We start from the raw sequence: 16,916 nt of genomic DNA on the forward strand, positions 1-16,916 counted from the left end.
CTACCGCGTCGACTCGCAGTTGTCGACGATCAGGCCCTCCGGCTTGGGCCGACGGCTCATCCCCGCGATCAAACCGTCGGTGCCGAGATGCCACAGCCCGCCGTCACCCAGCCGCTCGAAGCCGAACACGCCGAGCAGCTCGGGCGTCAGTACGGCCCCGTTGGTCTCCACGAGCACCAGCTCGGCCCCCGGGTCGATACGGCCGCCCTCGGCCAGCGTCGCGGCCCGCCGCAGCAGTGCCGCGACGATCTGCCGGGCGTCGTCGGGGTCGTCCCGGAACATCGCCCCGCTCAGGTGCAGGACCCGCGGCGGCTGCCCGCCGCCCGCCGCCCCGGCCAGCTCCAGAACGGGGTCCTGGGCCGGGAGGCTTCCGGAATCCAGCGTGCCCATCCGGTAGCGGATCTGGCCGATCGCCGCCCCGGACCGCTCCGGTGCGGCGGAGGGCTCCCACCGGGTCACCTGGAGACGTCCCTGGACCAGCTCCTGGTCGACGACGAGCGGAACCAGGGGAGCGGGGGCGGCCGGCTCGGCGTCCGCCCGGGAGGCGGTGGCCGTGTGCTGCGGAGCGGTGCCCAGGTTGGCGAGCGGCAGTGGCGCCTGCGGCACCGGGGCCGACCGTGACGGCTGCGCCGCGGCCGCCTGCGACGGCGCCGCCGTGGTGGCCGCAGGCAGGCTCTTCAGGAACGTGTCCACGGGCGGCGTCGTGAGCGCCGACGGCTGCGGCACCGTGACGGTCCGCGGCTGGGACGGCGCGGACTTCCCGCCGTCCGTGGTGCTCCGCGGGGTGCTCTGCTCCTGGGGCGCAGACGTCCGGGATCCGCCCCGTGCGTCCGTCGTCTGCTGCTCGCCCTGGGACTTGGGCACGTCCAGGGAGGCGGTCAGGTCCTCGGACGTCGACAGGTCCTGTGAGGCGGTCAGGTCCTGTGAGGTGGAGGAGTCCTGTGAGGTGGACGCATCCTGCTGCGTCTCCCGCTGCGCCGGCGCGTCCTGTGTCGTGGACGCATCCCGCTGCGCCGACGAGTCCTCCGTCGTCGACGCGTCCTTCGGCTGTGCCGGTCCGGTGGATCGTTCGGTGGACGGCTCGGTGGCCGGCTGCACCGGGATGCCGACCGATACCGGTGTCATGCCCTGGACCGTGCCCAGGAGTTCCCGACCGCGGTAGTACCGGAACGTCACCCGTACCTGGCCGGTGCGGATCTCGTGCGGTTGGGGCGTCTTGGTGCCGGTGATCACGCGGCCGTTCTCGATCAGGGTGCCGCCGTCACGTGACTGGCTGCCGCCGCCGACGGAGACGGTGCCCCGCGCCTTGGACGTGCCCGTCGCGCTGCCCTCGACGCCGAACTGCACCCGGCCGGAATGCTGCTTGGTGTCGTGCTGGGCAGCGCCGTAGCGGTGCCCGGCCTCGCCGGTCCGTGTCAGCTCGGCCGTCTCGTCGACCCGGACCAGTTCCAGCTCGTGCGGCAGGTCGACGGTGGCCGTGACCCGCAGTTGCCCGCCGGGTTCCGTCCACAGGTCGAAGCCGAGCGAGGTACCGGGCGGCAGGTAGCCGTTCTCCGGTACCCGCACGGTCGCCATGTGCACCAGCCACGCCTTGAGCGTTTCGCGGTTGAAGGCGTACTCCGCCTGCTGCTTCCAGGTCCGGCTGCTGCTCCCCGGCCTGGTGTTCCACCGCGACGTGCCGAGGTGCTCGACGGCGCCAGCCGACAGCATCTGGTGCAGTCCGCCGATGGAGTCGAGGCTGCGGATCACCCACGCGTCGGTGGGCCGCGCCGGCGCGGGCCGCCGGTCTGCGTCCGGCGCGACGTCCTCCACCAGCACGGCGAAGCCGACGGGGACGGTGCCGATCGAGCGGCCGGCTCCCTTCCGGGTCAGCGACGCCTGGAGGGGCGTCAGCCGGGTGCGCCACTCCTCGGCGGCCCTGAGCAGCCAGGACCGCTCGTTCGCGCGCCACTGCCGCAGGATGCCAGCGACCCCCGGAAGCTGCGTCGCGGCGCCGGTGGACGCCGCCGCCTGGTCGGCCGACAGCCGATCACGCCTGGTCTGCAGGCTGCCGAGCGCCTCCTGCACCGTGCGGGCCCCGCTGCGGTACAGCGCGCGGAGCACCGCGTGGTGGGCGCCGTTGTCCGTCGCCTGCATGTCGAAGCGGAGCAGGATCCGGCCGTGATGGAGCGCCGAAGTGACCTTGCTCTTGGTGGTCTTGGCGGTCTTGCCGGTGGTCCCGGTGATCGACACCGTGTCGTTGCCGGTCACCGTGGTGACGTTGACGCCGCCCACCAGGCTGACGCCGGGCGCGATCCGGCCGCTGCCGGTGAACGCCAGGTTGTGGCCCGTGGACGAACCGCCGGCGAGCGCGGACACCCCGTCCGTGCCGCCCTCGCCGAAGGTCCGCTCGGCGCCGACGGTGAACTCCGTGACGCCGGCCCGCACGCCGGATGTCATCTCCTCCACGGCGGCGGTGACGAGGACGATGCCGCCGGGTACGTCGATGATCAGCGGCTGGTCCGCCGACATGTCGCGCAGGTTCTGCGTGATCCGGTCGGTGGGCAGCGCGGCCGCCAGGTCCTTCTTGGCCCGTTGCCAGCGCTGCGACGAGCCGAAGACCCGCCGGCCCCGGTCGTCCAGGGCGCCGAGCAGCGTGTGCAGGTCCGTCGCGGAGTCCGGCAACGTGACGTGCCGGACGATGTCGCTGTCCCCGAGGCGGCGCGTACGGAGGATCCGTTCGGGCACCTCGCTGCGGGGGGTCGGGGCGGCGGGGGACCGCCCGTCGCCGGTGAGGGCTTCACGGGACGGGAAGGCGAAGACCGCAAGGACGTCGGCGCCTGCCGTCAGCGTCGTCCTCGTGGTCCGGGTGCCGGGTGTGGCGGGACCGTCCATCAGGAGTCCGGCCGGCAGCTGTTCCGGTACGGACAGCTCGGGCCGCGTCACCGTGAGGTCGAAGCGGAACGAGAGCGTCCCGTCGAACAGTTCGTACGACTCGACGGTCTTGCCCTTGGCCACCGAGGCACCGCCGGTGTCCACGGCGTGCCCCGTGGTGGTGTCGGAGTTGCGGGTGTGGGTGTACCGCAGCGTGGCCACGGCCGGGAGTTTGAGGGGCACGTCACCGATGAGCTGGGTGCGCTCGCGCCGGTCCCGCATCGAACCGGTGGTTCCGGTCCGCTCGGTTCCGGTCTCCGACTCGAACTTGGGCACGGTCCGCAGGTGCCGCATGCCGTGGACCGTGAGCCCGCTCAGCGACACCTCGGCGACGATGCCGCCGGCCTGCACCGTGATCGTCTCCAACGCGTCCGGGTGCCGGGTGAGTTGGGGGATGCGAGGTCGCAGCGCCTGCGGGTCCAGGAAGGCCGCCAGCTGGGACTCGGCCGCCGGCCAGTGCGCCCCGAAGAGCGCCGCCAGCTCGTCGCGGAGCGCCGTCAGCGGCCACCGGCCGCCTCGGAGGCTCAGCACGTGGTCGGCCGTCGCGAGGCGGTGCTGTTCGGTGACGCGGAGCGGCGGCCGTACCGCCGGGGTCAGCGGCGCGGTCTCCCGGGCGGCCTTTTGTGCCCGGAGTTCGCCCGCGGCGTGCTGCCGGTGGCGGGTGAAGACGTGGGTGCCCTGCGTGTAGGGCGTGCACAGCGACTTCGGGATCGCCACGACGAAGGGGAGGACGGAGGTCTGCGCCGCGGCGGGCGCCGGGATCCGCCGCCCGTTCTCATCGGTGACGTCGAAGCCGATGGCCGCCTCGGCAGCGAACACCACCATCGGCTCCCGGTACCTGGCGTTGGCGAGGCTCTTGGCCTGCTCGGCGGCGCGGGTGCCGGTACGGGTGCGGGTGCTCTTGCCGCGGCCGCCCGTCGGCTGGAGGTAGCCGTCGTTCGGCAGGGTGGCGTCGACGCCGCCGAGCGCCTGCCAACCGCCCTCGCGCCAGACCAGGTTGCGCAGCGCGTTGCCGCTGCCGGTCTCGCTGAGGACGTTGAGGTCGGCGGTGTCGATCGTCCTCAGGTACCGCAGTGACTGGAGGGTGGCCCGAGCCGAGAACGTGGTGAGTTCCTTGCCTGCGGCGCTGCCCAGCGGCGCACTGGTCAGCCTGCCGCCGCGGGTCAGGCCGCAGAGCCCCGCCGCGAAGTGCTCGCGGCGGAAGCTGCTGCGGTAGTGCGCGCCGAGGCGCTGCCACTCCTCCTTCGTGAAGACCGAGCCGCCGATCGCGTCGATCCGCTGACGGATCCACGTCGCCTGCGCGCCGGGGCTCTCGCCGGGACGGACGTGCTCCGGGAAGAGGTCGAAGCCGCCGCCGGGGAACACGTCGAGGACGACGGACGAGTCCGGCAGGCCGCCGCGGCCCGGCGTGACGTTCCACACCGAGAACGGCGGCCGGTAACGGGTCTCCTCACCGGAGAACTCCGGCGGCGAAAGGCGCCGCGGCAGTAGTTCCAGGGCCGGCGCCTCCTGCCCCCTCCCGGCGGCTTCCGTCAGCTTCTGCACCCAGGGCGCCGTGAAGACCGTGGCCTCGTCGGTCTGTTCGGTCTCCACGGTCTCGGACAGTGAACGGAACCCGACGGTGGTACAGGCCGTGAGCAGGGCCGTCCGGTCGCTGTCCGGACGGACGAACCGGACGCGTACGAGGGCCACGCCGTCGAAGACCGAACCCGGCGTCTTGTTCTTGACGGCCGTGCCGGTACGGGCGGAGTGCGACTCGATGGTGACGCCGTCGCTGCCGTACTGCTCCCGGCGCTGGGCTGCGCCCTTGAGCGGCAGCACGCCGAACGGCGCGATCTGGCCGCCACCCGTGTACGACGTGCTGAAGCCCGCCGATGTCACCTGGTTGACCGTGCGGGTCACGTCGGTACCGACGGTGAACTCCGTCTCCACGGTGTCGTGCACGTGCCGCATCGACGCGACCTCGGTGGAGAACAGCACCGAGCCCAGGCCGTCCGGCAGGTCGATCTCCAGCGGCTCACCGTTCATCGTCGCGGTGAACTGCTCGTGCAGCAGCCCGAAGTCGATCCGGGCGAGCAGCTGCCTGCGCACCTGCGGCCAGGCGTCGCCGAACTCCTCGCGGCCGAGGTCGTCGACCGACCGGCCACCGGCGAGCCGCTGCGTGAGCAGGTCCGCCACACCCCGGAGCCGCTCTCCGCCGAGGCCGGCGGCATAGACGTCCAGGACGACATCGGTGGAGCCGATGGCGAGCAGTTCCCGTACCCGGGCAGGGGGCAGCCGGTGGAGGTCCGGGCCGGTGTGGTCGGCCGCATCCCACGCGGGGACCAGCAGCTCCGTGGGCAGTGAGACGGTGAGCCGGTGCGGGGCGGACGGGGAGACACCCGGCCGCGGATCCTGGACGGGCAGCACCCGGCCGCCCTTGCCGGTGGTGGCGAACACGCCGGAGAAGTCGAGCGTGAAGTCGGCGACCGCCCGTACCCGCAGCGCCTTGGACGAGGTCTTGGCCCGCGCGATCATCCGGTCCAGCTGCTCGGTGCCCCCGCCGCCGGACTTCTGGTGCTGTGCGGTCGCCGAGAGATCGACCCGCCCGTAGGGGAACGCCACGCGCAGCGCGGCACCGTAGGTGAGGTGGCGGGTCCGCTCCGCCATGTGGCCGGTGCCCGCGGCGGACTCCGCGCCGTTCTCGAACTCGACCTTGGGCAGGACCTCGGCCGTCACCGCGTCGCGCAGCAGCGCACCGATCTCGACCTCACCGGCCCAGCCCGGCACATTGACCGGCACCCAGCGCGTGCCCCCGCGGCTCAGGCCGGACAGCCACGGCTTGATCTCCTCCGTGCCCAGGTGGTCGAGGAACTGCAGGCGCGCCTCTTCGGCGGCCGCGCTGCCGAGCATCCGGCGCAGGGCGGGCATCAACTCGTCGACGAGGGCTTCCTCGTGGTCCCCGAGGACGTGTACGTGGTCGCTCGCGCCGATCCGGCCATCGGCCAGCCGGGCGGGCGGAGCCGGCAACCGCGGAGCGGACGTCGTCTCCGTCGTCGCGTCCGTCTTCTCGGGGGCGAGGGGCTGGTCCTGTACGTCCTTGGGCGCCGACGTGGAGGCGCGGGTGGTGCTGGCGGCGGACGTGGACGCCGTCACGTCCTCGGGCGTGCGGCGCGGCGCGGGTGTGGTCTCCGGGCCCTGCCCGTCGGTGGTGGTCGTCGAGGTGACCGGGGCGGTGGCGTGGTAGTGCTCCTGCCCGGCCGCGGTCAGGCCCCGGACCAGGTGGACCGGGTGGCCGTGGTCGGTGAGCGCATGCCATCCGGTGCCGCGCAGGTTCAGCACCGACAGCTGGATCTCCGGGTACACCTGGGAGAACAGCAGCGGGACGAAGTCGCCGCCGATGCTGTTGTAGCGGCCCGGCGTCGCGACGTCCGCGACGATCCGCTCGGTGATCCCGGCAGCGTTCAGCACATCGCGCCAGGCCGCGAGGTCGGGGGGCTCCGACATCAGCCGCGCCACCTGCTCCGACTGCCCCGCGACGTGGTCCCGGATCCGCCGGACGTCGCTCGCGTGGGCGAGGTACTGCGGGGAGTCCTCTTCCCCGGTCCGGAAGGCTTCGGCCAGCGGCGGCAGGACGTGGTACCAGAAATCCGGGTCCGTGCCGTTGAGCAGCGTGCGGAGCCGGGGCACAAAGGCGGCGCGCAGGGCCTGTATGTCGTCCGGCGCGTCGATGCCGAGCAGCCGAGGGTCCTGCCCGTGGGCACGGAGCGTCTCGACCACGGCGTGGAAGAAGCAGTCGCCGTCGGCGGCGACGGTCCGGGGCTCAAGCCCGGACTGCTCCAGGACGGCCGTCTGCTCTCCGTCCACCCGGAGCGCGGCCCATGCCCGGCGCCGGGCGTCCCGCTCCGCCGCGGCGGCCTGCTGCTGCCGCTCCTGTGCGGAGGTGTCCTGTGCCTGTTCCTGTTCCTGTTGCGCGAGGGCGTCCCGGTTCCGGTCCTGGTCCTGGCCCTGCTGTTCTTCCCGTTCCTCCTGTCCTTCCGCCGTCGCCGGGGCGGCCGTGATCCGCACGAGGCCGTCGGTGGCCGGGGCCCAGGTGAGCCGGTGTCCGCGGGTGGCCGGGCTGCGGTCCAGCTCCGGGCGGATGTACCGGTCCGTGAACTCCGCGCGGGTCAGGTGCTCGCCGAAGGCCGTGACGGTGTCGTCGGGGCCCGCCGCGACCTGCCAGATCAGCCCGCTCTCCGGCGCTGCGACCTGCTGTGCGTGCCGCAGGCCGAGGAGCAGCGAATCGCGCCGGTCGCGCGCGAGGCGCGGCGGCACGTACCAGCCGGACGGCGTACGGATCGCCCGTGCACCGGCGTTGCCGAGGTTGAGCAGCGTCCCCTCCGGGGACAGCCTCACGGACAGCAGGTCGCGGACGAGGAAGGTGGCGTCGAAGACGTCGCTGCTCCAGCTGATGCCGCTCATGACGCTTCGGGTGCGGACCACGACCCGGACGTACGCGTCGGTGAGGCCGTGCACGTTCCAGAAGGTGTCCGTCGCCGCGCCTTCGACACGGTTCATGGCCCAGCCGCTGGTGCCATGGGTCAGGCTCGTGGACTGGCCGGCGGACAATCCACCGCTCGCCGAGCCCGTCGCGGAGCCGGCCAGGGGGTGGGCGTGGGCGGCGGAGGTGTCCGTGGTGTTGCTGCGGCCATCGGTGGTGGAGAAGCTGGTGTTCTGTGAGCCGTAGTCGCTGCGTTCGCCGGTGCCCGGCCGGGCGGCCAGGAAGGGGCCCGGCCCGGCCGGGACGATCGCGAGGTGCACCGTGCCGTGCGTGTCCGCCACGACCTGATCCACCGTCAGCAGATCGGCCTGGAGCTCGCCGAGGGAATCGGTCAGGCCGTGCTGGACCAGGTGCCGGGCCAGGACGTGCGGGTCGATCAGCTTGCGCAGTGCGTCCTGCGCGAGCCGGCCGCGTCCTGCGAGGTCGCTCATCGCGCCGCCGAACCGCAGCAGATCGTCGTGCAGCGCCTCGAACAGCGTGCGGACGGCCTCCGGGCTGAGCTGGACCAGCGCCGCCTTCCGTGCCAGGTCCTCGGCGTCGATGCCGTGGCCGGTCCGGGGCGCGGGCATGCCGGGCACGCGCCTTGCCACGCGGAGTTCCGGGGCCTCGGCCCGGCCGTCCTGCCGCGCGGCCGCGGCCGATGCCTCGTCGGCCCGGCCCTCCAGCTCCGAGACCGCGATCAGCACCTCTTCGGTCAGCGGAACGTGCACGGACGCCGGGGTGCGGCGCTCGGGCTGGAGCGCCCTGGCCACCGGCCGGCCCAGACCGAGGCTGAGGGCCGCCCCGGCCGGCGAGATCCGGACGGTCTGCTGGACGGAGATCTCCAGCGTGCCCTGCACGGCGAAGCCGGCCAGTGGTCCGCTGAGGGTGAAGCCGTCGTGGCGGCGCGCCATCGAGCTGTCCGCCGTGGACTGTGCCTGTGAACGGGAGCGGGTGAAGGACGGCGACGCCGCGGAGGCGGTGGCGCCGAGCGTGGTGCCCGTGCCCTTCTTCTTCGTCTGCCCTTCCTCCGTACGGAAGTTGGACTGGGTGTACTTGCTGAGGACGCCCTCGGTGATCTCGCCGGTGTGCTCGGCGTCCGTGCGGGTGCCGGGGTGCTCGGGGCGGTGTCCGCGGTTCAGGCGGAGCACGATCTGGGTGTGCGAGCGGAACCCGGGTCCGCCGGACGACAGTGCGTGCAGGACCACACCGGCTCCCCGCAGGGCGTCGGTCATGGCCACCAGTGAGCCCGGCGTGAGCAGCATGTCCAGCGTGCCGGTCAGGGCGGTGCCCGGAACCTCCAGCTGCCACAGGGCGTCGCGGCTGCCGCGCGCGTCGCGGCCCAGCAGTGTGTTGACGGCCCGCATGATCTGCCGGGACAGCGTGCCCTCGGTGCCCTCGACCGGCAGCAGCCGCTCGGTGACGGTGGTCAGCGGCAGCGCCTGCACCGGCAGTTGCTGCGGAACGGTGACCGCCGGGGCGCCGGTGTCCGTGGCGGCGGTGGGCTGCGGGCGCAGGAAGCGGACGCCGTTGTTGATCTCGGCGTACCGCGGCTCGGGCTTCTTCCGCGTCCAGGTGCCCAGCTGGTTGACGTCCTCGCCGAGCGCGGTGACCGTCCAGGTGATGCGCCCGGTGTGCAGGGAGTGCGGCACGTCGGTGCGGATGCTGAAGCTGCCCGGATTGACGTTCAGGAGCCGGGAGACGCTGCGGCCGCGGCTGTCCGACGCCGTGTGGGTGAGCGATCCGCCGCCCTGCTCCATGCCCGAACCGCCGCTGAGTCCCACGGTGTTGCTGTGGTTGCGGAAGAAGTTGCCGGTGGTGACGGACCGGTTGCCGGTGAATCCGGCCGAGTACTCGTTGAGGTCCATCGTGCTGAGCGGGAGGGTGCCGGGGCGGCTCTGCCCGATCTCGTCGATCCGCGCCTGGAGCACCAGACGGATCCGCCGGTCGGTGAACGCCCCGTCGAGGACGAGCCCTCCCGGCGCCGCGTCGGACGCGCTGTGCAGTGCCGCGATGAGCTGGTCGAAGGTGACCATCGCCTGCGCCTGGAGGACGGCGACCGGCTCCGGGACGCCGAGATCCGTCAGCACCCCGACCACGCGTTCCCGTACCTCCGTGATCCCCTGCACGTCGATCACCCGGTCCCGCTGGGTGAGCGCGCCGTCGGCGTTCTGCACCGGTGCGGGCGTCTGCTCCTGCGGCCAGACGGGAACCAGCCACCGTGCCTCGCCGTCCAGTTGCCGGCCGCGGGAGGTGTGCTGCCCCCTCACCACCGGCGGCTGCTCGCCGTGCCACGCGGTCCAGGTGTCGAGCAGCGCCTTCTCGGCCTTGCCGACCACGCCCTGCGGCGCGAGACGGTGGACGGTGACGGACGGCCGCAGACGCACCCGGTAGGTGTAGAGCACGTTCTCGTTCTCCGCGGACGCGGGCCGCGCGTAGCCGTGGATCTGGTACGTGTAGTACGCGTTCGTGTGCTGCCGGCCGCCGGTGTACGTCATCGAGAAGCCCGGTGTGTACCCGACGGCGGCGGTGGTGCCAAGGCCCGCGGAGACGCTGCTGCTCAGCCCGAAGGTGGCGCTGTGGGTGTCGGAGTTGGCGGTGTCACGCATGGCGGCGGGCCAGTGGTCGAACCCGGTGTGGGGCAGCACCCGGGCGGCCACGGGTGCGACCTGCCCGGTGGACCGCGCCACGGGCACCCGCTCGGCGTGCACCGTGAAGACGATCACCTCCCGTACGTTGTCCGGGAGTTGACGGGTCATCGTGTGCGAGACGCCGACGGGCGAGAACAGCTCCGCCATCTGATAGGTCAGCGACTCGGGGTGGAAGTGGGCGTCCAGGAAACCGGACCTGGCCACCAGCTCGACGGGGCTCCAGGCCCCGATCCCGGTCTGCCGCTCGGCCTGGTTCAGCGCCTGGACCAGCTCACCGCGCAAGGCCGCAGTGCCGGAGAGTCCGGCGGGGGCGAACAGCCCGGTGGGCCCGGTCGGCGTCGCCAGTTCCTGCGGCGGCGCGGGAGCGGTGGCCAACTCCTCCTGCGCGACGGTGTCGTGCTGCTGCGCGAACGGGTCGGGCGCCGGGGTGTGCGCGGGGTTGACCTGACGCTCCGTCGCCTCGCGGACCGCCCATTCGAGGGCCGTACGGAAGGCGTCGGCGTGTGCGGCGGGCACCCGGACCACGACGGAGACCTGCCCGCTGTGCGGCGCCGGATTGGGGTGGCCGAGGCGGCGGGAGCTGACGTCGAGGCGGAGGGTGAGCAGGAACGGCACGCTGGTGTCGCCGTAGCGCAGCGTCTGCCACCGGCCGCCGCCGATCTCGTACGAGGAGCTGGAGCCCGTGGCGGTGCTCGCGCTGAAGGTGAGCGGCGACGCCTTCCCCGAGAACGGCGCCAGGTCGGCGCCGGGCGCAAGCGACATCCCGACGCTCAGCGAACGGCCGCTGCCGACGCCGGTGTTGGCGCCGTGCAGGCCGAGCCTGCGGGTGTTGTGGTGGGTGGGGACGGTCGTGGGGTCGCCCGCCTGCCGGGCCGCGACGATCAGGCCCCGGAGCGAGAAGAGCAGGACGGCGCCGTCGCCCGTGCGGACCGGCGGAAGCTGCGTCTCCCCGCCGAGGATCCGGGTGAAGTCCGTCATGACGTTCAGCTCGCCCAGGCGGCTGTGCAGATACTCGTGCAGGGCGGAGCCGGCGCGCGCGTCCAGGTGCGCGTCGAACAGTTGGCGGTGGAGTACTCCGAGGTCACCGACCTGCTGGGGCACCATCGGGAAGCGCAGGGCCTGCTCGGTGAGCAGGACGTACGCGGAATCCGGCACCCCGGCGGGCAGCGGCGCGGTGCTCCAGGGAACGGCGGGGGTGTTCGCCGCCAGCGTGACCAGTTCGCTCGGGAAGGCCACGACGAGGTCGCCGCGCGCCGTGCGGGGCGCCGCCGCGCCGTGCCGCGGCGTGGTGGTGACGGTGAGCTGGACGTCGGGGAACGAGAAGTGCGTCAGCCGGCCGTCGAGGCCCAGTGACGGGTTGGCGTACACCAGGTCGGTCCTGCTGTTGCCCGCACTGCGGGTCGATGTCGCGCCGACGCCGGCCTTGGGGCCGAGGGCGAGGGCGCCCCCCGCGAGGGAGCCGAGCGAGCCCGCGTCACCGGCGCTGAGGCCGCGCGAAGCGGTCAGGCCCGTGGAGACGGAGGTGCCGCGGCTGGAGCCGGCCTCCTGGAGGCCGATGTTCCGTTCGCCGTGCGGCCGGTACTGCGGTGCGAGCGCCGTCGCCCGGTCCCGGTCGACACCGGTGAGCTCGATCCGGACGGTGGACGCCCGGGACGTGTCGGCCTCGCGCAGCGTCAGCCCGCCGTCGAGCAGCCGTCGCGCGAAGGTGCCAGGACTCAGAGCGGTCAGCAGGCGGTCGACCTCCGCGCGGGTGGCGTCCCGGAGGTTCTCCGGCACAAGACCGGCGATGACGTCGGCGATGCCGCTGTCCGGGTCGATCGTCCCTGGCGCCGCGTCCTCGGTGTTCCGGGAGGCGCCGGTGCGGTCGCCCCGTCCGGCGTCCGTGTGCGCCGGGTCCTCCGGCAGCTCCAGGCCGTCGAAGCGGACGCCGCCGAGGGAGACCACGGTCCCGAACGTGCCCAGCGGGAAGGAACGCGCCGTCTCGGCGAAGCCGTTCGGTACCCGCGGGGGCGGGGCGGACACCGAGGTGAGGCCGTCGGCGGTCTCGGCGGTCTCGACGGTCTCGGCGGTTTCTTCAGATTCTTCGGTCTCCTTGGTCTCCTCGATCTCCTCGATCTCCTCGATCTCCTCGATCTCGGTGATCTCGGTGATCTCGGTGATCTCAGCGATCTCAGCGATCTCAGCGATCTCAGCGATCTCAGTGGTCTCGGCGGTCCTGTTGGGCTCGTCGAGGACGTCGGTCGTGGATGCGGCGGCGCCGTCGTCGTTGTTGCCGACCAGGTGCAGGACTGTGGTTTCGCCGGTCGTGTCGGTGTCGTTGGCGTGCGGCTGCTGTTCCTGGTCTTCCCGGGTCTCCTGGGCCTCCTGGATTGAGGCAGAGCTCTCCCCCTGGCCGAGCTGGTCCTCGTGCTCGGTGACGGCCGTCACCTCGACGGCTGCCGGAGCCTGCGCGGTGACGTGCACATATTCGTCCGCGTCGGGTCGGCCCCACGTCAGGGTGTACGCCGCGGTGGCCGGGTTCCTGTCGAGTTCGCGGCGGACATAGCGCGTTTCGAACTGCTCGTGCGTCAGCGTCTCGCCGTAGGCGAGGACGGTGCCCTCGGCACCGGCCCGGACGCGCCACAGGAGGACGCCCTCCGTGGCCGGGATCCGCTGGGCGCGGGCCAGGTCGGTGAACAGCGGGTCGTGCCGATCCTCCGCCCTACTCGGCGGGACGAAGCGGCCGGACGGTGTGTGGATGGCGGTGGCCGGTGCGCCGCCGAGGCCCAGCAGGGCCGCCTCCGGTGAGTACCGGACGGCCAGCAGGTCCGCCACGCGGAAGACCATGCTCCGCGTCGCGCCGCCGTAGCGGACCCCGCCGCGTGCGTTGGCGCCCTTGACCTCCACCTTGACGTAGGCGTCCGTGAAGTCGTGGGCGTGCCAGAGCGTGGTCTGTGCCGCGCCGTCGACCCGGCTCATCGCCCAGCCGGAGCTGCTGAGGGACTGGCCGGCGGAGCGGTCGAACGACATCCCGTCGCTCGCGGTGCCGACCGGGGCCTTTCGGCCCCAGCCCGTCGAGACGCCCTGCCCGAGGCCGGTGCCGAGCGTCATCCCGTTGTTCTGGGAGCCGTAGTCGCTGCGCTCCGACGTGCCGGGGCGCCAGCCGAGCGACCGGGCCTCAGCGGCGGGGATGACGGCGACGCCGAGCACGCCGGTGGTGTCGGTGAGGGGGCCGCCGAGGCTTCGCAGGAGTGGGCCGACGGCGGCCGGTGCGGTGCCGAGTCCGTGGAGCAGCACATGGCGGGTGAGGACGTGCGGGTCGAAGTAGCGGTGGAAGCCGTCCTGCGAGAACTGGCCGTCGCGGACCAGGTCGCCCGGCTCCTTGCCGTAGTCCTTCAGCGCCGTGACCACCTGGTCGAACAGCTGCCGCACCGCAGCCGGGTTGAAGACCACGCTCACGGACTTGCGGGCCAGTTCGGACGCGGCGATCCGGAACCGTCCGGCGTCCTCGAACGCGGGGTTCGCGCGCGGCACGGGCAGCCGTTCCACCGTGAGCGGCCCGGTCCGCTGCGCGGGCCGGGGGCCCTGGAGTTCGGACAGCGGGACGGTGATCTCTTCGCGCAGCCGGATCCGCCGCGTGGGAACGGCGCCCCGGCTCATGGCCTGGAAGACGCGGGTGGTCTGCCGGGCCAGGTCGAGGCTGACGGTGTTGACGCCCCGGGACGGCACCACGGACCGGCGGAGGCTGATCTCCAGCACACCGTCCAGCCGGAAGGTGGCCAGCGTGCCCGAGAGGGTGTACCCGTCGTGGCGGCGGGTCAGCACGCTCTCGCTGAGGCTCTGCGAGCTGCTCGTCGAGCGGCTGTACGCCGCCGAGCCGCCCGAGAACAGGGCGGTGAACGCGTCGCCCGTCGCCGTGCCGTGGCTGACCCCGTACTCCTTGCGGGTGTTCCACTGGGTGTACCGGCTGACGGTGCCTGGTGTGAGCCGCCGGGTGAACTGCGCGCCGTGGCCTTCCGGGTCGCGGTCGAGGCGGAACACCAGCTGGAGATGGGTGGTGTGACCGGGGCCTGGCACGGTGGTGTGCAGCACCATGCCGGCGCCGGCCATCGCGTCGGTCATCGCGTGCAGGGTGCGCGGGGTGAGGACCGTGTCCAGGGTGCCGGGCAGGGCCGTGCCGGGGGTGTGCGCCGTCCACTGGGAGTCCAGGGCGCCCCTGGCGTGGGTGCCGAGGAGGTTCCCGACCTCACTCATGATCATCTCGGTGAGCGTGGCCGGGCTCTCCAGGTTGTGCCCGGCTGCCGCGGCCGCCGCGTCGGCAGGCGGCAGGAAGCGCTCGCTGACCGACGCGTAGGGAAGCGTGGCGACCGGGAGCGTGGCGGGGACCTCCGCCGCCTGCGCGGGGGTGAGTTCCGGCCACTGCGGGCTCAGGAAGGTGAGGCCCTCGGGGACGTTCACCTGTTCCGTGCGCTCGGCGGGCGACCAGTCGCCGAGCTGGTTGACGTTCTTGGCCTGGACCGTCAGGCGCCACACCACCCGGCCCACCCGGGTGCGGTGCGGGAGCGCGTCGCGCAGGACGAACGAGCCCGGGGAGACGTTGGTGATCTCCGCGACGCTGTGGCCCTTGCTCGGGGAGGACGACCGCTCGTATCCCGCCCCGCCCGTCAGCTCACCGGAGCCGCCGCTGAAGGTGGCGGAGTGGGCGTGGTTGAGGTGGTTGGTGGCGACGCTGTCGACGCCGGAGAAGCCCGCCGAGTACTCGGCGAGGTCCATCGTGGACAGCGCGATCGTCTCCTCGGAGTCCACCACGTCGGTGATCTCCGCCCGGAAGATCAGCCGGACCCTGCGGTTGGTGAGGAGGCCGTCCAGGATCACCTGCGTGACGGCCGAACCGGCACCGGTGTGCAGCGCCGCCACCAACTGGTCGTGGGTGACCGCCGTTTCGAGGTGGGTCCGTGCCTGGTGGGCCGGGACGCCGTAGTCCGTCAGCAGCTCCAGGGCGCGCCGGCGGACCGCGGCGGTACCGGCCACGCCGAGCACCCGGTCGTGCTGGGTGAGGGTGACCGGGCCGCCGGTCGTCGTCAGCGCGTCGGTGTGCGGCGTCTGTGCCGCCGCGGACTGCGTGGGGACCGGGACCAGCCAGCGCGCCTCGGCCTCGATCACCCGCGGGGGGGCGGTGGTCTCGGCGTCCGCCGCGCCGGGCGCCGCGTGCGTCAGTGCGCGCGCGATCCGGTGCACCGTGCCGGCCGGTCCCGGCGCCGGTACCTGCTGCACCGTGACGGATGTGTGCAGGCGGACCCGGTACGTCAACTGGTGTGCGGCGCCCGAGTAGTTGAGGCCGGACAGGAGGTACCCGTAGGAGGTGAGGCCGTTCTTGGCGGTGTGGCCGCGGGAGAACAGCTTCAGGTCGCTTTCGTGGCCGGCGTGGTCACCCCAGCCCGTCGCCGCACCCACGGTCAGGGCCGCACGGGAGCCGTGCGACTCGGAGTTGGCGAAGTCCCGCATGGCGCTGGGCCACAGGTCGAACCCGGCCTTCTCCAGGTACACGGCGGACTGCGGCGCGATGCCCGCGCCCTGCTGCACGGGCACCCGCTCGGCGCGCACCCGGAAGCGGACCGTCTCCGTCCCGCCGTCGGCCAGCGGCCGCACGAAGGTCCGGTGCAGCCCCTGCTCGTCGGCGGCCGATGCGGCGTCCCGCTCGCCGAACAGCTCCGTGAAGCGGGTGTCCAGCGACTGCGTGTGGAAGTGCGTGTCGAGGAACGTGTCGAGGGACGCCAGCTCGGCCGCCGTCCACGCCGGAGCGCGGGTGGACGTCCGGGCGTGCAGGAACTGCTCTCGCAGCTGCTCCCGTACGTCGGTGGCGTGGCCGCGCGACGTCAGGCGGGACAGTCCGACGGGCCCGTACAGGCCCGAACTGCCGGTCGGCTGCGCCAGGTCGGCCGGGATCACCGCCGCCGGGGCGCCGTCCTGCGGCGCGTACGTGAGCGGCAGGGGGCTGCCGGGCACGTGGCCGATGCGCTCCTCGTCCACGATGTGGCGCAGCGCGTCCTGGAACGTGTCGGCCAGTTCCTCGGGAACCCGCACGACGGCCGCGACGTTCGCGGTGTGCTCCCGGCCGACGGCGTCGCCGAGGGGCCGCGCACCGGCCTCCAGGCGGACGGTCATCAGGAACGGCACGCTGCGGCCGTTGAAGCGGACGCTGTGCCAGCGGCCGCCGCCGGTGTCGCCCGCGGAGCCGAACGACGTCGATGTGCCGAGGTCGAGCTTCACCGGGAACTGGAAGGACGGCAGGGCGGTGCCCAGGGCGGTGGTCGCACCGGCGTTGACGGAGAAGCCGCCGCCGGTGCTGGTGGACGCGCCCTGCAGCTCCAGCCAGCGGAGGTTGAGCACGGCGGGCAGGTCGGTCGCGTCACCGATCCGCTCGACACCGGTGACCTGGCCCGACAGGCCGCCGTGCAGCGTCCCGCCGCCGCCCAGCGGCACCGGCGGCAGCGACATGCCGCCGTTCAGGATCCGGGCGAGGTCGTTGAGCACGCTCAGCTCACCGAGCCGGTGGTGCCAGAACTCGTGCAGGGCGGTGCCGGGCCGGGCGTCCGTCGGGTAGTCACGGACCACCTGGTCGCGGAGGTGCCCGAGGCCGCCGATCTGCTGCGCGACGGAGAAGAACCGCAGGGCCTCCTGCGTGAACCGGCGGCGCAGCGCGTCGCCCGCGGTGGCGGGCAGCTGGGCCTGCCACCGCGTACGGGTCAGGTTCGCGGCCGGCTCCACCAGCTCGGCGGGGAAGGCGACGAGAAGGTCACCGGCCGTCGTGCGCGTCCTGCCCTGCACGCTCACGCCGGGTCCGGACGTGGTGACCGCCAACTGGGCATCGG

General features: G+C 73.2%; 1 protein-coding gene (cut by a window edge). It reads right to left on the reverse strand.

Going from position 1 to position 16,916, the window contains the following annotated elements:
• On the reverse strand, window positions 1-16,916 hold the end of the coding sequence (locus LIU39_RS11630) for a protein-glutamine glutaminase family protein (RefSeq protein WP_227046569.1). It continues 18,559 nt past the right edge of the window; 16,916 of the gene's 35,475 nt are visible here — the last part of the coding sequence; its start codon lies off the right edge, out of view; its stop codon occupies window positions 1-3.

Source organism: Streptomyces pinistramenti (genome assembly GCF_020564935.1).
GTDB lineage: Bacteria > Actinomycetota > Actinomycetes > Streptomycetales > Streptomycetaceae > Streptomyces > Streptomyces pinistramenti.